Raw genomic sequence first — 18,928 nt, forward strand, 5'->3', positions numbered from 1 at the left:
TTAGCGCCCGGCACTTGTCGAACCGCTCCCGGTCCAGGGCCTGGGGCCGGCGATCACGGGCCGTCATCGTGTGGTCCTCTCGGGGGCGGCGAGCTTGGCGTAGCTGGCCCAGACGTGGCGCTTGTCGCAGGCATCTAGGGCATTCAGGGCACGCGCGGCCTCGGGCAGGGCGTCGGGATCGCGCTCGGCCGCGTGAAGGAGGCGGGTCGCGGTCTCGCCGCGCGGGCCAGTCGTCAGGTGCACCACGGCCCGCAGGCAGCGGCACCGGGCAACGCGCTCGGGATCGTCCAAGCCGTCCGTGAAAGGCCCCCATTGGTCAGCCGGCGGGATCACCAGCTACCCCACCTTGAGGCAAACGGGGGTTCCACCCCACCCCACCCCCACACCCCTATAGAGGGTGGGGTGGGGTGGGTGTTCGAGCCCCACCTTCCCCACTTTTCCCCACCCCACTTTTCAAGGTGGGGAAGCACGCCAGAGTCGGACATCAGACGCGATCTCCAACCTGGATGAAGGTGCGGTTTCGAGCCTTCTTCGTGTCGTAGATCGACACCTGCCGCAGGGCTCCACCCTTGAGCCACGTCTTGAGGTACTTCTTGATCCGGCCCTTATCGGCCTCGTCGCTTTTCGGACTCATCCGCAGGACATTGGCGACGGCATACCCCACCCAATTTTCGGCCTGGACGCTGTCCGACCATTCGCCCGCATCGACGGCCGTCTGAACGGCTCGGACGTGATCGATGCTGATCTGATCGAGCAATCCTGGCAGTGTCCAGGCCGTCACTACGCCGACGCGGTCGCCAGGAGCATCGGCGGTGTCGTTGCCGAGTTCCACGCTGACGAGGTGGTGCCAAGAGGCACTGTCGCCCGGCGGCTGCATGTTGGCCTTGCCGTCGTCCACACGGAAGTATCGACGGCGCTGATCCGCCTCGATGCCGGCTTGAGACGCTTCCTCTGGCGACATCGCGTTTAGGACGCGCGCGGATCGGACGGCTCCGATCAAGGCTGATCCACCGCGCGCATCCTCTACCGAGTAGGAGGTCTGGCCATTGCCGGCTTTCCTTACGTGGTGGACGAACTCCACCCCGCAGTTGCCCCTCTCGCCGATCCCGCCCCACTCCTTCGCCACGCGATCAACGGCACCGTTGTCGTTCTCGGGCACGTCGTGACAGGCAACGAATGGGTCTAGGATAAGCTGGTCGATGCCTCGCGCTTGGATCTCGCGCACAAGCTCGTCCACGAGGGGTTTCGCGACGGCGATAGCGTCCCGTTGGCGGGTAGCGATCTTGAGGGGGAGGTCGCGCCCGCTGTCGATGAACAGTCGGCCGCCGATGTCCTCAGTCGTGATGCCGTAGTGCAGGCAGGCAGCGGCGAGCCGACGTTCCACCTCCTCGCGGGGGTCTTCGCCGTTCCAGTACCAGACCCGCAATGGCTCCTTGACCGGGGAGGCCAGCAGGTTGCGCCCGGTGACCATCGCCAGGGCCTCGACCAGCGCAAGGCTGCTCTTGCCGAGGCCGCCGGGGGCGATCGTGGCCGTGACATACCGCCGGATGTAGTGCCGCCCGTAGAGCCAGCGCCTGGGTGGGATCGTCCTTGGATCGATGCAGGCGAATGGGGTCGCCCGGATGCGCAAAGGCGTTTCGACCTGATGACCGGCGCCAAAGCGGTCGGAGCCATCTGGGTCGTCGTGGTACGGCGGTACGAAAGGACGGCGGCCGAAATCTTCCGCCGGGTTGTAGCCATCGCTCAACGCCATGTGCTCGCACCTCCCTTCACCACGTCGTTGAGGTCGTTGCCGATCTTCGGGGTGATGAGGTCCACGGATCGGCCGGCGCGGTGCCAGCGGGTGCCTACCTCGGTGCAGGCCCGGTCACTGGCGCCACCGTCCCCGAGTTCCCCGAGGAGGGTCAGGGTCTCGATGCCGGGCAGGACCGGGAAGGTCGCGATGTTGGCGGTGCTGCCGAGCGCCCATGTTGGCCGGAGACCAAGCTGTCGGGCGGCAAGGCATGTCTCTATGCCTTCGCCGATGTTGAGGCCGGTGCTGACCGCGTCCTCGGCGTCGAGCATGATGGCGGCGCCGGTCGCGCTGCCCAGCATCTTGCGTCCGACCTTCAGCCCGTCCGGCGTCAATGCCGTCCGGTGGACGCCGAGGATGTCGCCTGTCCGAACGCACCGGAAGGCTGCGACCATGGCCGGCGCGGTCGTGCCCTCTCCGAAGGGACAGCGAGGATGGAAGCGCAGCACGTCGCCTGCGATCTCGTCGGGGAGGTCGAGGGCGCGAGACCGCAGGTAGGTCTGTACGATCGTGTTGAGCGGGCTGCGCGCGACATGCCAGATCGCAATGGCGCGTTGCTGGCGGCGGGCAATGTCAGCGCGCTCCTTCGCTTCGGCCTGCTGCCGGAATTTGGCGCGACGGGCGGCCTGGGCCGGGTCAACGGGGCGATCCTGCCGCCACCGATCCGCCGACATACCGAGTGCGGCAGCCACGTGGTCCCGACAGACGCGAAAGTCATCACCTGCGTGCGAGAATACGATGAAGCCATCCTGAGAGCCTGCGGACAGGCGCACCGAAAGGCTCTGATCCTTCGCGCTGTGGCCCGGGCCGGGTGCGACCACTTGGTTGCCGACGACTTTCCCCCGCAGCGCGCGGGCGATCTCTGGCAGACTTAGGACCATGCGCGGCGATCCTCCTGTTCGAGGCGGTCGCAGATCGTGACCAGCCAGTCGGCTTGAGGGATGCTGAGTTCGCGACGCCACGACGCGATGTTGGCGATGAACTCGCGCTCGCGCGGAGTGAGGCGCCCGCGTTCGTTGTTGCGGCACCAGAGGGCCATCCGGCGGTGATGCGCGGCCTGGGCCGGGGTGAAGATCGACACCTTGCGCCGGCTCGGGCGATAGGCCGGCGGGGGCTCGAAACCGTGTCCATTGTCAACGGTTTCGGTAACCGCAGTGGTCGGGATCACGGCGGCGAGATCTTGGTACGTCAGGCCGGAATGCTGAAGGACGCGCCCCACGGCACGGCAGGCGTTCAAGGCCTCGCCGTCCATGAGTGAGCCCATCAGCGGCAGGATCTTGATGACCTTCGAGGGAATGGCGATGCGCTGGGTCAAATCCGGCGCTCCAACTTTTCGGGGACACCGAAGGCCAGTCCGGCAAGCTCTCGGGCCAACTCCCGGCTGATGCTCACACGAGACAGCACTCGGCGGGCGCGAAGCTCGTCGGGGCGCAGTCCGTCATACTGCGCGGTCGGTGCGGAAACGGATTGCCCGCAAGGGCGATGTGCGATAGATGGTGACACAGCAAATTTGACCTTTTGGCCCCGCGCGAGTGACCCTCGTGTCGGGGCCATTTTTTTCGCTGTTGGGGTCGGTTGCGGGGCCGGCGAGCCTCGGCTCGCCAACGGGCGAGCTAGGTGGCGGTGGTGCCGGCTTGCGTAAGGCCCAGCATCTCGCGGAGCTTCGCGGTTGGAACGCGGTATTGTCCGCCAATCTTGATTGACGGGATGTCTCCGGCTTCACGTGCCTTGTAGGCCGTCGTCTTGCCGATCCCGAGAACACGACCGGCCAGCACCACGCCAACGGTCGGCTGTGTCAGGACTTTTTGAATGTCGTCGCGCACGCGGAAACCTTGATACGGTTTACGAAGCCTTGAGACTTACACAACCTATATCGACCTCTGGACTAGCCCCTGTCAAGAGGTTATGTTCTGTCAGTCGAGTACAAAACCTGATAGCCACCTGGGATTGGACGAGTGGATGGCGGACGAGCCTAAAGAGCGGAACAAGGGCGGTCGTCCCTCGAAGGACCCGGCGGGCGGAAAGCGCCCCACGATCACCTTTAGGTGCCGCGCCTCACTGCAAGAGAAGCTTCAGACCTCCTCCCGAGCGGCTGATCGCTCAGTTAGTGAAGAGATTGAGCGCCGCATCGAGGAGTCGTTTTTGTTGGACGGCGTGCCCTCAATCGTGGAGCAGGCCGTCACTAAGGCAACCGAAGCAGCGCTTAGCAGAGAGAACCTGGAAAACCTCAAGTTCTTTGGGGGCGACTACGGGTTTCTATGGGCGAAGGAGTCGGCTGACGCCTACACCGCAGTATTCAAGCAGCTTGCAGAGGAATACTCGGTCAAGGATAACTCAGACATTACGGAAGAGTTTAGGGCCGAACTCGTCGACCGGATGAAATACAATCAAGAAAAAATCTCGGAGATGTGGTTCACAAAAGTTCGTCTCGCAGTCGTTATGCCTCAAGTTATCGAATTCATGAGTGGTCCAGGCTTTAAGAGCTTGGCAAATAATGACCCTGATGTGCGGGCAATGATTGAACGAATGGCTAAACGCAAAGGCATTCCTTCCGGTCTTGACGAACAATAAGAAAAGAACTTAAAACATGGCGGCTCATACCATTCCCCTTTCGGGTTCGGCAGAACAGTTCTCGGTCGCGCTGAACGGCACGACGTACATTCTGCGGCTGATGTTCAACGGCGCCATCGAAGGCGGGTGGGTGCTCGACATCGCGGATGCGAACGAGACCCCCATCCTCTGCGGGCTGCCCCTGCACATTGGGCAGAACATCCTTGAACAGCACGATCATCTCGCGATTGGCGGTCCCGGCAGCCAACTCATCCTGAAGAGCGATGGCAGCGGCGAAGATCCCGGCTTCGACAACCTTACTGCCTACACCCTGATCTTCATCGACGGAGCGAGCTAATCATGCCCATGACCCTCGAACGCTTGACGGCGTTCAAAACTGTTACCGTCGCTGGCCATGATTTCACGATCCACCGGATGAAGCCGCTGACGGTCATCGCGGTCGCACGCCGCCTTGCGCCGCTCCTCAGTATCCTGAAGGGCATGCGTGACGGCGCCCAGCCAACGACCGGTGCAGACCCGAGCGGTGCGGGCGCCAAACCGGCGACGCCGCAGGTAGAACAGAACTTCAGCGATGCGATGGATCGGTTCGGGCCACTTCTGGAAGGGCTCGCCCGCCGTCCGGAGGAGGACGTCAACTTCGTGATCGGGGCCTGTCTCGGGTGCGTTCAGATGCGTGGGAGCGCCCACCCTCGGGTCTGGTCAACTGAGCACAACACTTTGTCTGACGACAGCCTCACCCCTGGCGACGTGATGTCCCTGGTCGGTCAAGTCCTGTTCAAGGTGTTCGAAGAACTCATGAGCGACCTTCCCGACATCGGCTCCATGGGTACGGCGAAGGTCTGACCGTGCTCCCTCAATATCTGCGGAAACTCAGTCTGACGGTGAAGGGGAGCGGGGGTGAACTCGACATCTCGACCCTCCGCGTCGTGTTCGTGGTCGAGCAATCGAACACACAGAAGCCGAACACCGCAGAGATCTACATCTACAACGTGAGTCGGCAGACAGCGAACCGCTTCATCAATAAGGAATACACCGACATCACATTGGCTGGAGGATACGAGAGCAACGCAGGCGTCATCTTTAAAGGTAACATCAAGTTCTCGCGCTATGGGCAGGAGACGCCCGTCGACAAGCGCCTCGACATCTTCTGCGGCGATGGGGACAAGCCCTACGTTCACGCGGTCGCGAGCAAGTCCCTGGCCCCTGGCCACACCTACCGTGACCAGATCGATGCCGCCTTCGAGCCGATGAAGGCGCTGGGCCTGCAACTCGGCTACATCGGCGACTTGCCCAAGACGAAGCTCAACGGTCCGCGCATCCTGTTCGGCAACAGCCGCGACATCCTGCGCGACATCTGCCGAGCGACCGGCACGCAGTGGTCGATCCAGAACAACGAATTGACCGTCGTGGGCAAGGACAAGTCCCTTCCCAACGGGCCGATCGAACTGAACAGCCGGACAGGTCTCATCGGCCTTCCGACGCAGACACCCGGCGGGATCGTCGTTCGGACTTTGCTTGATCCCCGCATGGGGCCGAACCGACTGATCCGGCTCAACAACGCCAGCATTCAACGCGCCTCGCCGGACCTCACCATCAAGGAAGACATCACCGCTTCGCGACTGCCGACTATCGACCGTGACGGCGTCTACAAGGTGATCGTCCTGAACCGCGTCGGCGACACGCACGGCGGCACGGCCGCTCCCTGGTTCAACGAGATGACGTGCCTGGCTGCGGACGGCAGCGGCTTCATCCCGGAAAACCTCCTTCAGTACGTGCCGCACTGATGGCACCCCGGAGCGCCCCCTATGGCAACTGATGTGCTCAAGGAGTTCTTGGTCGCGATCTCCTACAAGATCGACGCCAGCAGTGAGCGCAAGTTCCTCTCGTCTATCGACTCGGCGACGAAGAGCCTTGCCAAGATGAGCCTCGGCATCGAGGCCGCGCTTCTCTCCATCAATGCCTACGCCCTGCGTGTCGCGACGAACTTCGATCAGATCTATTACGCCTCGGGCCGTGTTGGGGCTTCCGTCACGAATATGAAGGCGCTGGCTTACGGCCTGTCGCAGATGGGCTCTTCAGCTGACGCTGCGAACGCCTCGATGGAGAACTTCGCCCGCACCATTCGCAACAATCCAGGCTACAACTCCGTTCTTGAGCGGCTGGGCATCCGGACCAAGGATGCGAGCGGCATGCAGCGCGATGCCACGAAGCTGATGGAGGACTTCGGCAAGGCACTTCGGAGCAAGCCCCAGCACCAGCAGGCCATGTACCTCGATATGTTCGGGATCGACGAGCGCACCGGTCGTGCGCTGATCCAGGGCGTCGAGCGGTTCGCAGATGGGTACCGGGAGAAGCTGAAGAAGGCGGGTCTCGATCCGGACAAGGCCGCCCGCGACGGCAATGCCTTGAAACAGGCGATGACGAGCGTCGGTTCGAGCATCGACATCATCGGGGCCAAGATCGCATCCCGTCTGTTCGATGACCAGGGCAACGCCTTCAAGCGGTTCCTAGACTTCCTCGACCAGCACGGCGACAAGATCGCCGACACGGTGTCCAAGCTGGCTCTGGTGGCCCTGCAACTCGCGGAAGCCTTCCTGAAGCTCGCCACCAGCGACCAGGCGAAGAAGGCCCTCGATGCGCTCCTCGGCACCATCGGGAAGTTGGACGAGCAGACAGGTAAATTCGAAGCGGATCTCGACAAGCTCACGATCGCCATGGGCGTGTTCGCCGGGTTCGTGGCGACGACATGGGTTGCCAAGCTCCTGACCGCCTTCGGCCTCGTAGGAGGCGGCTGGACGGGATTGCTGCGAACGCTGGGCCTTCCGGTCGGGATCGGGCTCGCGGCATCCGGCGGTGGCCACATGACCCCGGAGGGCTATGCGGGCGCGCTGAAGGCTGATCCCGGCCGGGCGAAGGCGGATGCGGAACTGAACGCGCAGGGCGGCGCCGGCAAGCGCTGGTGGAAGCGCAATATGCCGACATGGCTCGGCGGTGATGCCGGCGGGGCCGGCACGGGCAACGCAGGTGTCGCGCGCAGCAGGGGCGACCCGAGTGGCGGCAGGGTTACGAGTGGCGCTGGCAACGCTGAGGGGGCACGCGAGTCCTACACGTTCTGGCGTCTCAAGGGCCTGTCTCACGAGGCGGCTGCGGGCCTCGTCGGAATGGAGGAGGGCGAGAGCCAGTTCAACCCGAACGCCCGTGGCGATGGAGGAAAGGCGCACGGGGCCTTCCAGCATCACCCCGACAGACGCCAAGCGATCATGCGGGCGCTCGGGATCAATATCTCAAACGCAACGCACCAGCAGCAGCTTGAAGCGGCCTATTGGGAGTTCCAGGGGGGCGATAAGAAAGCGGCGGCCTCTTGGAAGGCAATTCAGGCAGCTAAGACGGCTGGCGAGGCGGCTGCAATTGGCGTGTACGAATTCGAACGGCCGGAGAACAAGCCAGGTGAAGCCGCATCTCGTGGCCAGCGTGCGAACTATTGGGCGAAGCGGTTCGCGGGGTCCGCTGTCGTAGCGCCTGCCCCTGGCCGACAGCCCGTCACCATGAACGACATTCTGCCCGGCGGATTGGCCGGCGCGACGAATGGCGGGCTGCCTGCGTTTCAGATGCCGACCGCGCCCGCCCCGAACATCAACCAATCCCGGTCTTCCTCAATCACGATCAACCAGGCGCCCATTACCGTCAGCGGCATGAACGACGGCAAGCAAGTGGCCGATCGGATCGACCGCGTTCAGGGCTACCGCACCAGCGACCTCGTGCGGAACATGCGGTCCTCGGTGGCATGATGCGCGCCCTCGACATCACCTTCGGCGGCGCCCGTTACAGGGGTGCCTACCTCAACGCCTTTGACCAGTTCGCCGCGCTACAGGCCGTGACGCCGATATTGGAGCGGTTGGCCTCGTCGGGCTCGCACGAGAAGGCCCCAGCCTCCGACCGGCTCGGCCTTCTCGTGCGAGCCATGGATGAGCTGAGCGAGGATCAGGCCACCCGCCTTTGCGATCTGTGCCTGACGGGGATCAGTCGCGAGGATGCAGGCGCGTGGCGTTCGGTCTGGGACGCCGAGGCCGGCGACGTGCTGTTCGAGGATCTTGGGACGGCGCAACTCCTCGCGCTTCTCGGTCGCGTCATCCTCGAAAACCTTCGGCCGTACCTCATGCGGGAGCGCGCCGAGATCCAGGCGCAGGGAGACGAGCCCTTGCGGTTCACGGTCGCCGAATTGCCGTCCGGCCGGTCCTGGCTGATGCGACCCGTCGAGCGGGGCATGTGTCGGTACGAGAGCCTGAAGGACGGAACACTGGATCTCGCCGACCTCGCATTGATGAACGAGACGCTGGCGGTTGCCATCGAGAACGAGAGCCGGGCGCGGCTCGCCGCAAAGCAAGCCGAGGAAGGAAGGACACGCTGATGAGCCTGCTAGGCGAACTGACCTATGCCCTGATCGGAGGGGCCAATCGCTCGATCGGGTTCCTTGTGCCCGACGTCGTCATCGAGGAGCAGCACCACGACGAGCTTGTCGTGACAGAGTTTCCAGTCGAGAACGGCGCCGCGATCACGGATCACGCATACATGCGGCCGGCGGTCCTGCTGATGCGCTGCGGGTTCTCGAATTCCAGCGCCGGCAGCGAGGGCTACGTCAGGGAGATCTACGACGCATTCCTGGCCCTCCAGCGGAGCCGGCGACCCTTCTCCGTGACCACGGGCAAGCGGCTCTATCGCAACATGCTCATCAACGCCCTGGACATCATTACCGATCAGCATTCCGAGAACACGCTGATGGTGACGATCGGCCTGCGTGAGATCCGGCTTACATCAACCCAGGCAGGTAGTGCGACGGACAGTTCGACCGCGAAGCCGGCATCGGCCGCAGCCGATCAATCCAACCCGGAAAGCACGGGATCGGTCGTGGATCTGGGGTCGAAGCAGGTCCAACCCTATTCTGCCGGCACGGACTCCTTCGCGGGCGTCTTCACGACACAGGGCAACACGACGTTCTCGAATACGGACGGCTCGCTCGGCCTGGACGCATCAGGTGCCACCGCCGGCTTCGACACCATCACCTTCGACGGCCAGACCTACATCACGAACGACCCGGACGTGTCGTCGGGCCTTGCTCCGTTCGGACTCACCGCGCGTCCCGGCGGCATCAATTTCGGTGCCTATGGACCCGGTGTCTTCCAGCCCTCGACCAGCGTCCCGTTCTGATCCCGCAGCAGGAGGTCCCGCCCATGGACGACATGTCGATACGAGATCCAGAGGAAGAGTTGCGCACCGCCATCGAGGGTGCGCTTCACAACATGCATGTCGCTTTGCCGGTACGCGTGCTGAAGGGCAGCGACGGCAAGACGGTCTCGATCCAACCGACGATCAAGGCGAACCAGACCATGCCGGACGGCACGGTGAGGCAGGTGGATTATCCGATGCTGGACGCCCTCGTTTATTTCACGAGCGGGGGCGGGGTGACGAACACCCACGAGGTCAAGGAAGGCGACGAGGGCATGGTGCTCTTGGCCTCCCGCTCCATGCACAACTGGCGCGAGATGGGCGGGGTCCAGCCTCAGGTCGATAGCCGCAAGCATGACCTCTCCGACGCGATCTTCCTGCCTGGCGTCCGATCGAAACCGCGCGACCTCTCGAACATCAGCACGACTTCGACCCAGACCCGCACCGACGATCATCAGACCGTTTCTGACTGGTCGAGCGATGGTATCGCTCATGCGCGCGGGGATGCCGTCCACAGCACGACTGGCAACGGGATCATGTCCGCGATCAAGGGCGCGCTCCATTCCGTTACGGGCAAGGGTGTGATGGCCTCGAAAGGCGGTTCCAGCCATGTCGTCGTAGATGGTGCGGTCTCTTCGCTGGCCCCCAAAGTGCTGTTGAATTGCTGATGGCTAGCGGCATCAAACTCCCCCAAGCCCTCGGGCTCATCGCCGGTTCGCCCCTTGCGAAAGCAGGGTCGGTCATCGCCGAAAAGCTACCTGTGACGAAGAGCATGGGGATCAGCGGCCTTGGAGGGCTGCTCTCTCAGGTGATGAGTAGCGGCAGCCTCACCGGCATCATGCAAAATCCTATGGCGGCCCTGACGAGCCAGCTTCAGGCCCAGGCACAACAATCCACTGCCGATGTGCAATCGGCACTCGGCGAGGTGGGGCAGCCTCTCATGGCCGCGTTGTCGGGAGGCGGCGGGCTTGCCGAAGCGGTGATCGCCCTCCGACAGGCCGGGGACAATCTGTCAGGGCTGGGCGCCAACCCACAGGGGTTCTTCGATCTGATGGCCCACACCAACACAGTTGGGATGCTGGGCGAGCATGCGCCCGCGCCAATGGCCTTCGCGAAGGCGGCCGGCCCGGTCGACAGTGCCGAGCTTCTGGCCGAGGTACAGCGTCAGGTCGAAGCCGTCGTCCAGGCCGCGATCGGCGGCACGATGGCACCGGATGCCGCTGCGGCAATGATCTCGGCGCAGGCAAGCGCGATCTGGACGGTGATCGATGCCAGTATGGGCGCGATCCAGATGGGTCAGAACGCGGTCCCGATGCTTGCCATCGCCTCGTCGGTTGCCGGCGCGCTCGCGGTTCCAAGCTCCTCAAGCCCAACGTCGGTTCAGAATGTGATCGGCACGCTTGTGCAGCCTGAGGCCCGTCAGGTGATGGATGCGGCGGTGACGGCTTCCCTCGGTGTCGGCGCGAACGTTCACGAGGGGAGCAAGGAGACCTTGAGCCTGCTCGGACGCCTCCTGAAATCCATTCGTGGCGAAAGATGACATGGCCGAGACCCACGTGCGTCTGGAAATCCGCCTCGACCGGGACATGGACACCCTTCCCCGGCGAATGGACGCTTTGATCCAGGATGCGTATGCCCGAGGCACGATCTCTTGGGCGCGCCGCTGCGAGATGCTGGCGGATTTGAACGCCCTGATGACGTTCGACATGTACGATGTGCCGACCGATGACGAGGGGTGCATGCGCATAGGGCGCTACGGAGAGCCGTCCGAAGCATTCATCCAGGAGATCGGCACCGACGCGCCTCCGTGGCCTCGCAGGTGATGTTTTCTAACGATCTGTCGGAGACTGGGGGTTAGCGCCGATCCTTCGCGCCCGAGGATGCTGGGATGGTAACTACCTACATCGCAGGTAGAGGCCCGCACCCCGCGCATCTCCGATGGTTTCGGCGAGTAAATTGGGTGCTCGTAGGTCGTAGCGCATTGAAACGCCCGCAACGTTGCCTCCGGTTGTTTCAATCGACCGAGGGCCTGTGACCCGGATCAAACGCCCTGAAACTGCGCCACTAATCGCTTGCGAGCCCAGTTTTACCCAACTCTTCGAGTCGGTGTCATATCCGCCGAGAACCGCGCCACACGCCTCGGCTGTGGTTGTCCAAGTACCCTGAAGTGTCGATGGAATACCGTCCGACCCAGCCATGGCAGGACCGGCGGCAAGCAGGACGGCGAGGGCGAAGGCGTAGTGCATCTCGGCAAGATGGCGTGACGAGACGGTCCGCGCAATCTGGGGCTTCAATGCCTTTTGGGCTCGTTCAGCAGCTCCATGAGGTGCGAAGCGTGCAACAGGATAGCCACACACTTCGCCCCTTCCGTTAGTGACCGCCCGAGCGTGAGTCCGAGGAGCGCTTGCCGCATCGGGAGCCATCGGATGCCCGGTCACTGTCGTGCTGGCAGCTTTGAGCGAGAGCGCCGCCGGCACTCAGGACCACCAGTGCAACGGCAAGAAGAACCTTTTTCATCTCAGCGGCCTCCTACGTAGTGGCTGCCCTTGCCATGGCTGCCATGGCCACCAACCCGATGGCTGCCCTTTCGACCTCGGGCCTCGGCATCGACCGAAGCGAAGAAGCTAACGGCCATCAGGGCCACCAGACCGGCAACAATCCAGTTTTTCATCAGAGCTCCCCATAAGGCGATCTGCTGTCACCATATGTGAAGCCTAAGGACTCGCGACACAACTACATGTAGTTTCTGCGCAACATCCCACAATTATTCCTCCGGATCAGGTTGTTTTGCATGGACCTGTGGAGAGGCGGTGTGCTGATTTCTTGGAGCGAAAGAAGTGGGGAAACGCCATGAAGTCGACGATCATCCTGACTGCTCTGATGCTCTCGACCGTTGGAGTCGAAGCCAAAGGCGGTGGTGGCCATGGGATGAGCGGGACGGGGTCAAGCAGTAGCAGCCATTCGGTATCCGGCTACACCAAATCCAATGGCACCTACGTTGCACCTCATCACGCGACGAACCCGAATGGAACTCAGCTCGACAACTACGGCACGCGAGGGAATGTGAACTCCTACACGGGCGCGGTCGGCACCCACGGCGCGGATCACTGAAGCTGCATGCCTCAAGTTGGAGTCATCTCGTCTGCAGCCGCCTGCCTAAGGTGGGCGGTTCTCGGATGCGTCCTCGTTGCGCCGTCGCTTGAAGCGAACGCCCGCGAGTATAAAGAGCCGGACGAGCAAACGCTTGACCGTCACGGCCACTATCACAGCCGTAACGGGTCAACGGTGCACCAACCTGCGCACACCCGAGATGGGTCCAAGCCCTCAGGGGCTTCGGCCCATTGCCGCGATGGTACCTGGAGCTTTAGCCACACCCGCCGAGGGACCTGTTCGCGTCACGGGGGCGTAGCAAGCTGGGTTCGGTAGCTAGCCTTTCAGCCCCTTGTTGCAGGCCGAGTAGTACCCGCCGCCTTTCTCGATCCACTTCATGCCGCCGTTTCCGGCACCGCCACCAGTTGCCTTGTTGGCGTTGTACTGATCCAGGCAGGTGTGCAGCCGTCCCTTGCCCGCAGACTCGCTGGCATACTTCGGGGCGATCGCCTTGGGGAATATGGCCGAGCCTGTCGCGGTAGCCCTCGGAGTGGGTGCTGGGGTGGTCCGCGCCGATGGGTTGGTTGGAGCCGGCACCGGAGCCGTAGCGGCCGTGGGTGAGAACGGGTTAGCCGTTGGGCTTGCCGGAACGTCTGCCGGCGCACCGCACTCTGCCTTCCGGAAGTCGTTCCACTTCTGCCCATTCAGGGTCCCTGCCTGCTTGGCGGCTTGGTACTTCACAGAGCAGTCCTTGGTGGACAAGGCTGAGGCTGGCGTAGCAAACGAACCCACGCTGAGAGCGAGCAAGGCAGCAGATAAAGCAGGGCGGGCCATGGCAGACAGTCCTCTGATACGATGGATGGATGGCTAGCCCCTGCTCTGGGCAACCTGCTCCGCATCAACGGTCGCCCGTGCAGAATGGCGCGACGAGGCAACCGGCGCAATCCGCTAGCGTCATCAGTCGGCCAGCAGTTCTGATAGCAGAGGAATTCCAAGCCGACGCTTAATGTCAGTGGCGGCGATCATTCCTGCGTCTAGGGCTTCCTTGTGATCCACGTACTCTGCCCGTGATCGGAGAAGCAGCATTTGATCCGGGTAGCGGTAGACTGCCCAGGCCCAGCTAGGTTGTTGCTCGTCCGCCACTTCAGCCCGAACGCCAAGGGTGTGTTGTTGATCGTATGGCATGCTCCGATCTTGCCATACCGCACTGCACAATCAAGCCGGGGGCCTTTACCTAGCCGGACGCATCCGGTGCGGTCTCGCTAGGCGCGAGGGTGTCGGTTAAGGCGACACCCTTCGGGCTTCCCTCGGCTCCTTCGGCAACCCCTTGAGCGTTCGTCCCCCGCAATCGGCTTGGGGAGCCCGCTTAGCGGCTTCTCTTGGAACACTGGTACTTGTGCCTGTCCGGCGCTGAACCCCACCCCTCGCGCCACGCAGATCGATCCAGGCGAGCCACGCCTTGCCGATGATGCGGACCACGTTGGTGTCGTTCCGGTAGCGCGACAGACGGCGCTCCTGGACCGTCAGGAAGCCAAGGGTCCGTGCCTGCCGGATTGCGCGCTTGACGGTGGAGGCGCTGACCCCGGCCACGTCCCCGATCTCGCGTAGGGACTTGTCGCAGAACTGGCGCTTGGCGACCTCGAACGCGATCACGGCGAGGGCTGCTTGCTCGCCGGGGGTGAACTTCGCTGCGATGGCTGGCGGCATCCGGCCTGCGGCGGCCCATCGGCGGGACCGTTCTAATGCCTCAGACCGCTCAGGGGGCCGCTGGTGCTTTCGCGGTGTTGTTGTGCCCACAGGGAGGAAGCCCCGGCCAGCGACCGCCTGAGCGGTTCTGCCTAACGCCCTCCGCGCCTCGATCGCCCCCGCCAAACGCGTAGCGTCTTCGTCGCAGCACTCCCCTGCCGCCACCGCAGCCCATAGCGCGCGTGTCACCGCATCAAGCGCAGCACCGTGCGTCCGACCGATCACCTCGGCCATTTCCTCAAGCGTCATCGTCCTCAGCCCTGCTCGGGCCGCGTCAAAGCAAGGGCTTCCACACTGTGGAAACCTGGCAAAAGGCAAAGCGCCATCGTCTCGGGAAGCGATCCCGATTGACACCTGAGCGGTGCTGTGATGTCTGGGGGGCAGCGAAGCGGTCCCCGGACCTCACTGATTTCGACGGCCTCACCCTGCCAGGGGTGGGGCCGTTGGCGTTTTGGGCTTAGGTCTTTCTCGCGGCGCTAATCCCTGATTGGTGGCCGGCTCGCGACTCGGTGAAGTTGCGGCCTGCCGGACGTGCCATGTCGGACGGGCGACATGGTTAAGTCAACGGCGGGGATGCCTGCTGTCGTCTCTCGTCGTGCACGTGCCCTATATGCGTCGGTGCCACGTCCTACCGACAAAAGGTCCGCCCTCAATGTCAGATACCTCTCTGAGCTACAGCGACGCGATCACGGCCGTTCACGACGCCTTCAAGGATGACCCCGAGAAGGCAGGCGCCGTTACCAATGCCCTCAACGTGTTGGTTGACCGTATCCGCACCTTAGAGCGCGACCTTGCAGACGTGCAGCATTCCAGCCAGCGAAGCGCCGCCCAAGTACAAAGGCTTCTCCAAGGGCCTGCCACGCGACGGGGCTGATCGCGCGTCAACGCTAACGGTGAGGGATTTCAATGTCCGATGGTCAGAACGTAGAAGCTCAGACCCTTGAGCAATTGCATCATGAAGATGGCGCTGTACGGATCATGCTTGATCTCGCGTTACAAGACGCGCTGTGCGATCTCGTGGCGGTTCACGGTCCCGCTTATCTTGACGAGTTCGTTGAGCGGCGAATTCAGCGAACCATGCCTCAGATCGCAGGAGGCATCGGGATTGCGCATGTAGACGCGATGCGGACACAGGGGGCGGCTGTCGCAGAGAGAGAAATCCGGGCGTTGGTTGAGCGAGTGAAGGCCAACCCTACGCCCGTGCCACGAGGGTAATCACGCAGCTTCGAGCCATCGCCACTGCACTCTGATATAGCTAAGCCCGCCCCCCGCCGCCCGATCTGCTCACGGGCCAGCGGGGAGGATCGTTCATCTCACATGCGAGCCGGTACGCAACATGGCTCGCCGGCAGGATGGCCAAAGCTAGTTAGCCGTCCGTCACGTGCGCCACGGCGGCGCGGGGTCAAAGCGGGAAACCGATGGGCCGGTTACGCCCCCTGCTCCTCCATATTCTCGTTCGCGGCCTCGTCCGCATCATGGTTGCCGTGCCGCTCCACCTTCGCGTCGATGAGACCCGTGAGGAACGACACCATGGCGAGGAGTTCGATCTTGCCTTCCGGCACGTCGGTATCGGCGACCATCTGCCGGGCCGTAACCCGCGTATCCTTGAGAGCCTGAAGGTAGCCAGCTTCGTAGCGGGTCATTCTGCGGTCTTCTCTGGCGGCGCTCGCATGGGGCGCTCCTTAAGCGCGCCATAGTGGCGCGAAAATCCGGCTCCCGCTTTCGACCCTTTTCGCGAGAAAATCGACTTTAAAGCTCTCGCAACGTTCGCTTATTCCGCATCCCGCTTTGATGTCCAGCAGACCGTCAGGTCGCTCCTCCTGCGCATATCCCTTGCAAAAGTGCACGAGGTGCACTATTGCTCTTGATAGGGCGAGCGAGACCAAATGCCGACCTTCCAGAACTTTGACAGCTTCCGGCTTGAGGTTCGGTCCCGCGACCACAACCCGCCGCACTTTCACATCGTCGGCCCGGATCACCACGCCCTCGTGAACATCCAGACACTTCAGGTCATGGAAGGCACCCTCACCCGGAAGATGTTGGCCGAGGCCGTGACCTGGGCGGCCGAGAACACCGATGCCCTGATGAACGAGTGGAGACGCCTCAATGAGCGCGACTGATACCATCACCGTTGGGCGCGCCCTGCCGAAGCTCGCCAGCGTCGAGCCGGCCAACGGGCCTTTCAGCGTGTCCGTCACCTGGGCTGCGGGTTCCCGCGTCGGGCGCACGGATATCGTGGACCTTGCCCCGATGATCTTCACGTTCAAGGTGTTCAAGCCGCTTCGGGACGACCCCGAGCTATTCCGCTCTGTCCAGGTTGGCGATTGGGGCGTGTCCCTCGTCTGGCCGGGTAACGACGATCTCGACGTGGGGGCGGAAAGCGTTGAGGAGATGGCCGAAGAAGCCATGACCAATTCGGATTTCGCCGAGTTCCTGAAGCGTACCGGCTTCACGCTCGATGCTGCGGCGGCTCAACTCGGGATCGCCCGCCGGCTGGTGGCCTACTACGCCAAGGATCGGCAAATCCCGCGCTACATCGCGCTCGCCTGCCGCCAGTTGGAAGCGGAGCACGGTGTCAGCGAGCCGCGCCGCGAAAGAGCGGTAGCGCAGGGCCACAAAGACTATACGGAAGGGGCAAGCCTCTATGGCGCGCCCCTCTATGCCACGACCGGACTGAGCGCTGACGATATCTTCTCGCCGGTCTCCCTCGTGCCTCACGTCTTGTGCAACGGTATCGGCCGGGCGGCGCACGTTTCGCCAACCTCAGACCTGTTGGCCGGGGTTAAGGTCTTTGTTGACCGCAGTATGGGCGCCCGAAAGGTTGACCCCGCCACGGGGGTTGTCTTCCCGCTGGTGCCAATAGCTCATGGCAGGCGAGAGGACTTCTAGGCCGTCCTACTGAGCATCACACGACACGAAGGCGCATCTTGCGCCTTGGGGCCAAGCGGATCACCTCGCACCCGCCCATCACGGGCCGCACGCTGTAGGCGTGATCTCGGACGGTGCCCGCACGCTCCTCCCCGGCAGCCTTTTTGCGTGCGTTCGGCCCGAACCTCTCGGGGAACACCTCCTCTAGGATTTCCAAGGGCCAGTAGTGCTCGATCTTCATCATGGCGCAGGCTCCGGGAATAGGGATTGTGAAGGCGTCGGCTCCGAGCGAAGCGAGGGCATATGAAGGGCTTCTTTGATCCATCATTGAGAGATCATTGAACCTTCATTGATCCATCGTTGAAACTACAGGCGAACTCTCTGATTTCGTTCGAGAAACGCAGAGATTGGCAAAAACCTCGGCATGTCTGACCGCTTCGTGGATATAGAGGTGAGCCCAAGCGCCGGTCTTCGATGTGTTCGCGCGATGAACCGGACGCGCGATGCCGACGAGTTGCACGTCGATCGCGTGGGACCGGACAGGGCAAAGGGTGATGCGCGATGCTTCCAAGATCGCAGCCGCCCGGTCTATCTGTGCCTCGGACATCATCCGCAGGCCGGCGCGGTGGGCCTCAACCGTGACCTTGCGCTCCTCCTCCGTCCCGCCCCGGTCAGCCAAGGCGTGGATCGGCTGTGCGTCTGTGTTCGCGCTTTCGCAGAGGTAGGACACGAACTCGATCAGCCCGGCGTCACAGAGCGCTTGCCATGCGTTCCAGAACTGCTGGCTCTTTTCCTCGCGGTCGCCCCTGTCGAAAGGGTCCGTGAGAGACGACCACTCTGCGGAGGTCTTCGGGTGCGCGAATGCCCACACCCTGAAGCTGCCCCATCGGCCCGCCTCGACCCGGCTGAAGGTCTGTCGGATCATGGCGCGCGGGATGCCACCCTTCTCGGGGAGGTCTGTCGCGTCATAGGCGGCCAGGAGGGTTCGGAGGGCTCGCGCATCCCCGATCTGGCGAAGGCGTGCCAAGGGGTGATCTCCCTCGCGGAAGCCATCCACCAGCGTGTTCGGCAGAAACAGGTACTCGGGCTCGGGCGCCTTGAACCGGGGCTTGCCCGCCGTCGCCTTCGTCGCCGTCAGGGCTCCCTTCTGCGACAGGGCGTAGGCGGTCTGATAATCCGGATCACTCCCCGACAGGATCGGATCGGCCTTGGCCTTCACGCGGGCTAGGACGGCCTGCTGGCGGGCTGTCAGGGCTCCGGTCTGGTATTCGCCCCACGCGACGAGCTTCCGGGTTCCTGCCCTGCTCGGAGGCGTGAGGAGCCCAGCGTTTTCGAGGGCCTTCAAGGCGGCATCGGCCCGGCCGCGCGAGAGGCCGAGCTTGGTGTGAATGGCCGTCATACCGGCCTTCGTGCTGCTGTGGTTCCGGCCGGAGGCATATCGCGCGAGCACCAGGTAAGCGGTGCCCAGATTGATGCCGTCCCTCTGTTTCGCGGCCTCCTCGGCACACCGCCGATCGACGGCGAAGAAGTTGCCGCGTCCGCTCACTCGGCCGGCGCCTTCCTCTTTCGGGATAGAACCGAAACCGCTTCTGTCGCCTCCTTCAGGCGAACCCCCTCCCCACCGCCATTGCGCGGGAT

At 63.2% G+C, this 18,928-nt stretch carries 24 protein-coding genes; 14 read left to right on the forward strand and 10 right to left on the reverse strand.

All coding sequences use genetic code 11. The annotated features are described in order from the left end of the window. Positions 1 to 63: 63 nt before the first annotated feature. The 5 genes from MKK54_RS19470 to MKK54_RS19490 form a co-directional block, all read right to left on the reverse strand. Entirely contained in the window at positions 64 to 291 is a 228-nt protein-coding gene (locus MKK54_RS19470) for a hypothetical protein (RefSeq protein ID WP_244013281.1), read from the reverse strand. Between the two features lie 193 nt (positions 292 to 484). Continuing rightward, positions 485 to 1,753: a helicase RepA family protein gene (locus MKK54_RS19475; RefSeq protein WP_244013283.1), complete on the reverse strand. Its 1,269-nt coding sequence runs from the start codon at positions 1,751 to 1,753 to the stop codon at positions 485 to 487. After that, complete coding sequence (locus tag MKK54_RS19480; protein WP_244013285.1) at positions 1,744 to 2,673, reverse strand: toprim domain-containing protein; 930 nt, start codon at positions 2,671 to 2,673, stop codon at positions 1,744 to 1,746. The genes MKK54_RS19475 and MKK54_RS19480 overlap by 10 nt, the downstream gene beginning before the upstream one ends. After that, positions 2,664 to 3,107 carry a hypothetical protein gene (locus tag MKK54_RS19485; protein WP_244013287.1) on the reverse strand — a complete coding sequence of 148 codons (444 nt, stop codon included), beginning with the start codon at positions 3,105 to 3,107 and terminating at the stop codon, positions 2,664 to 2,666. Before MKK54_RS19485 ends, MKK54_RS19480 begins: the two co-directional genes overlap by 10 nt. 298 nt (positions 3,108 to 3,405) lie before the next feature. Beyond that, positions 3,406 to 3,615 carry a helix-turn-helix domain-containing protein gene (locus MKK54_RS19490; RefSeq protein ID WP_244013289.1) on the reverse strand — a complete coding sequence of 70 codons (210 nt, stop codon included), beginning with the start codon at positions 3,613 to 3,615 and terminating at the stop codon, positions 3,406 to 3,408. A gap of 136 nt (positions 3,616 to 3,751) precedes the next feature. Here MKK54_RS19490 and MKK54_RS19495 point away from each other — a divergent pair, with 136 nt between their 5' ends. Genes MKK54_RS19495 through MKK54_RS19540 form a run of 10 tightly spaced genes read left to right on the forward strand, consistent with a single transcriptional unit; the run spans position 3,752 to position 11,409 of the window. Then, positions 3,752 to 4,363: a hypothetical protein gene (locus MKK54_RS19495; RefSeq protein ID WP_244013291.1), complete on the forward strand. Its 612-nt coding sequence runs from the start codon at positions 3,752 to 3,754 to the stop codon at positions 4,361 to 4,363. 16 nt (positions 4,364 to 4,379) lie between these two features. Continuing rightward, positions 4,380 to 4,700 (forward strand): phage baseplate plug protein, encoded by a 321-nt coding sequence (locus tag MKK54_RS19500; RefSeq protein WP_244013293.1) that lies wholly within the window; start codon positions 4,380 to 4,382, stop codon positions 4,698 to 4,700. Between the two features lie 2 nt (positions 4,701 to 4,702). After that, entirely contained in the window at positions 4,703 to 5,206 is a 504-nt protein-coding gene (locus tag MKK54_RS19505) for a phage tail assembly chaperone (protein WP_244013295.1), read from the forward strand. A 2-nt stretch (positions 5,207 to 5,208) separates the two neighbouring features. Then, positions 5,209 to 6,147 carry a phage protein gene (locus tag MKK54_RS19510; RefSeq protein WP_244013297.1) on the forward strand — a complete coding sequence of 313 codons (939 nt, stop codon included), beginning with the start codon at positions 5,209 to 5,211 and terminating at the stop codon, positions 6,145 to 6,147. Between the two features lie 21 nt (positions 6,148 to 6,168). After that, entirely contained in the window at positions 6,169 to 8,151 is a 1,983-nt protein-coding gene (locus MKK54_RS19515) for a phage tail tip lysozyme (protein ID WP_244013299.1), read from the forward strand. Continuing rightward, the gene (locus MKK54_RS19520; protein ID WP_244013301.1) at positions 8,148 to 8,771 is read left to right on the forward strand and encodes a DUF6889 family protein; all 624 of its coding nucleotides are present in this window, start codon (positions 8,148 to 8,150) and stop codon (positions 8,769 to 8,771) included. The genes MKK54_RS19515 and MKK54_RS19520 overlap by 4 nt, the downstream gene beginning before the upstream one ends. After that, positions 8,771 to 9,568, forward strand: coding sequence for a phage baseplate protein (locus tag MKK54_RS19525; RefSeq protein WP_244013303.1), 798 nt, complete (start codon positions 8,771 to 8,773; stop codon positions 9,566 to 9,568). The genes MKK54_RS19520 and MKK54_RS19525 overlap by 1 nt, the downstream gene beginning before the upstream one ends. Positions 9,569 to 9,591: 23 nt before the next feature. Continuing rightward, on the forward strand, positions 9,592 to 10,254 hold the full coding sequence (locus MKK54_RS19530) for a Gp138 family membrane-puncturing spike protein (protein WP_244013305.1): 663 nt from the start codon (positions 9,592 to 9,594) through the stop codon (positions 10,252 to 10,254). Further along, positions 10,254 to 11,126, forward strand: coding sequence for a hypothetical protein (locus tag MKK54_RS19535; protein ID WP_244013307.1), 873 nt, complete (start codon positions 10,254 to 10,256; stop codon positions 11,124 to 11,126). The genes MKK54_RS19530 and MKK54_RS19535 overlap by 1 nt, the downstream gene beginning before the upstream one ends. A gap of 1 nt (position 11,127) precedes the next feature. Further along, entirely contained in the window at positions 11,128 to 11,409 is a 282-nt protein-coding gene (locus tag MKK54_RS19540; protein ID WP_244013309.1) for a hypothetical protein, read from the forward strand. Between the two features lie 695 nt (positions 11,410 to 12,104). Here the strand turns inward: MKK54_RS19540 and MKK54_RS19545 are convergent. Beyond that, positions 12,105 to 12,257, reverse strand: a complete 153-nt coding sequence (locus tag MKK54_RS19545) for a hypothetical protein (protein WP_244013311.1) — start codon at positions 12,255 to 12,257, stop codon at positions 12,105 to 12,107. 179 nt (positions 12,258 to 12,436) lie between these two features. On the opposite strand from MKK54_RS19545, the gene MKK54_RS19550 reads away from it, so the two are divergent. Together MKK54_RS19550 and MKK54_RS19555 are read left to right on the forward strand one after the other, a co-directional pair. Then, complete coding sequence (locus MKK54_RS19550; RefSeq protein ID WP_244013313.1) at positions 12,437 to 12,697, forward strand: hypothetical protein; 261 nt, start codon at positions 12,437 to 12,439, stop codon at positions 12,695 to 12,697. Between the two features lie 6 nt (positions 12,698 to 12,703). Further along, a complete protein-coding gene (locus MKK54_RS19555) occupies positions 12,704 to 13,012 on the forward strand; it encodes a DUF3761 domain-containing protein (protein WP_244013315.1) in 309 nt (102 codons plus the stop codon). 945 nt (positions 13,013 to 13,957) lie between these two features. Here MKK54_RS19555 and MKK54_RS19565 read toward each other — a convergent pair. Beyond that, positions 13,958 to 14,383: a hypothetical protein gene (locus MKK54_RS19565; protein ID WP_244013319.1), complete on the reverse strand. Its 426-nt coding sequence runs from the start codon at positions 14,381 to 14,383 to the stop codon at positions 13,958 to 13,960. A 1,466-nt stretch (positions 14,384 to 15,849) separates the two neighbouring features. Continuing rightward, complete coding sequence (locus tag MKK54_RS19570; RefSeq protein WP_244013321.1) at positions 15,850 to 16,065, reverse strand: hypothetical protein; 216 nt, start codon at positions 16,063 to 16,065, stop codon at positions 15,850 to 15,852. 243 nt (positions 16,066 to 16,308) lie between these two features. Here MKK54_RS19570 and MKK54_RS19575 point away from each other — a divergent pair, with 243 nt between their 5' ends. Next, positions 16,309 to 16,542 (forward strand): DUF4160 domain-containing protein, encoded by a 234-nt coding sequence (locus tag MKK54_RS19575; protein WP_244013323.1) that lies wholly within the window; start codon positions 16,309 to 16,311, stop codon positions 16,540 to 16,542. After that, positions 16,529 to 17,311, forward strand: coding sequence for a DUF2442 domain-containing protein (locus MKK54_RS19580; RefSeq protein WP_244013325.1), 783 nt, complete (start codon positions 16,529 to 16,531; stop codon positions 17,309 to 17,311). Before MKK54_RS19575 ends, MKK54_RS19580 begins: the two co-directional genes overlap by 14 nt. A 16-nt stretch (positions 17,312 to 17,327) precedes the next feature. Here MKK54_RS19580 and MKK54_RS19585 read toward each other — a convergent pair whose 3' ends face one another. Both MKK54_RS19585 and MKK54_RS19590 read right to left on the reverse strand, forming a co-directional pair. Then, positions 17,328 to 17,534, reverse strand: coding sequence for a hypothetical protein (locus tag MKK54_RS19585; RefSeq protein WP_244013327.1), 207 nt, complete (start codon positions 17,532 to 17,534; stop codon positions 17,328 to 17,330). 102 nt (positions 17,535 to 17,636) lie between these two features. Further along, a complete protein-coding gene (locus MKK54_RS19590; RefSeq protein ID WP_244013329.1) occupies positions 17,637 to 18,836 on the reverse strand; it encodes a hypothetical protein in 1,200 nt (399 codons plus the stop codon). Positions 18,837 to 18,928: the final 92 nt, after the last annotated feature.

The sequence above is a fragment of the Methylobacterium sp. J-068 genome, from assembly GCF_022829445.1.
In the GTDB taxonomy this organism is placed as follows: Bacteria; Pseudomonadota; Alphaproteobacteria; order Rhizobiales; family Beijerinckiaceae; genus Methylobacterium.

Bases quoted from the DNA above. Each gene is read 5' to 3' on its own strand.
- MKK54_RS19475 (WP_244013283.1), bottom strand. From the start codon at position 1,753: ATGGCGTTGAGCGATGGCTACAACCCGGCGGAAGATTTCGGCCGCCGT.
- MKK54_RS19480 (WP_244013285.1), bottom strand. From the start codon at position 2,673: ATGGTCCTAAGTCTGCCAGAGATCGCCCGCGCGCTGCGGGGGAAAGTC.
- MKK54_RS19495 (WP_244013291.1), top strand. From the start codon at position 3,752: ATGGCGGACGAGCCTAAAGAGCGGAACAAGGGCGGTCGTCCCTCGAAG.
- MKK54_RS19500 (WP_244013293.1), top strand. From the start codon at position 4,380: ATGGCGGCTCATACCATTCCCCTTTCGGGTTCGGCAGAACAGTTCTCG.
- MKK54_RS19505 (WP_244013295.1), top strand. From the start codon at position 4,703: ATGCCCATGACCCTCGAACGCTTGACGGCGTTCAAAACTGTTACCGTC.
- MKK54_RS19515 (WP_244013299.1), top strand. From the start codon at position 6,169: ATGGCAACTGATGTGCTCAAGGAGTTCTTGGTCGCGATCTCCTACAAG.
- MKK54_RS19520 (WP_244013301.1), top strand. From the start codon at position 8,148: ATGATGCGCGCCCTCGACATCACCTTCGGCGGCGCCCGTTACAGGGGT.
- MKK54_RS19525 (WP_244013303.1), top strand. From the start codon at position 8,771: ATGAGCCTGCTAGGCGAACTGACCTATGCCCTGATCGGAGGGGCCAAT.
- MKK54_RS19530 (WP_244013305.1), top strand. From the start codon at position 9,592: ATGGACGACATGTCGATACGAGATCCAGAGGAAGAGTTGCGCACCGCC.
- MKK54_RS19535 (WP_244013307.1), top strand. From the start codon at position 10,254: ATGGCTAGCGGCATCAAACTCCCCCAAGCCCTCGGGCTCATCGCCGGT.
- MKK54_RS19540 (WP_244013309.1), top strand. From the start codon at position 11,128: ATGGCCGAGACCCACGTGCGTCTGGAAATCCGCCTCGACCGGGACATG.
- MKK54_RS19545 (WP_244013311.1), bottom strand. From the start codon at position 12,257: ATGAAAAACTGGATTGTTGCCGGTCTGGTGGCCCTGATGGCCGTTAGC.
- MKK54_RS19550 (WP_244013313.1), top strand. From the start codon at position 12,437: ATGAAGTCGACGATCATCCTGACTGCTCTGATGCTCTCGACCGTTGGA.
- MKK54_RS19555 (WP_244013315.1), top strand. From the start codon at position 12,704: ATGCCTCAAGTTGGAGTCATCTCGTCTGCAGCCGCCTGCCTAAGGTGG.
- MKK54_RS19565 (WP_244013319.1), bottom strand. From the start codon at position 14,383: ATGCCGCCAGCCATCGCAGCGAAGTTCACCCCCGGCGAGCAAGCAGCC.
- MKK54_RS19570 (WP_244013321.1), bottom strand. From the start codon at position 16,065: ATGACCCGCTACGAAGCTGGCTACCTTCAGGCTCTCAAGGATACGCGG.
- MKK54_RS19575 (WP_244013323.1), top strand. From the start codon at position 16,309: ATGCCGACCTTCCAGAACTTTGACAGCTTCCGGCTTGAGGTTCGGTCC.
- MKK54_RS19580 (WP_244013325.1), top strand. From the start codon at position 16,529: ATGAGCGCGACTGATACCATCACCGTTGGGCGCGCCCTGCCGAAGCTC.
- MKK54_RS19585 (WP_244013327.1), bottom strand. From the start codon at position 17,534: ATGATGAAGATCGAGCACTACTGGCCCTTGGAAATCCTAGAGGAGGTG.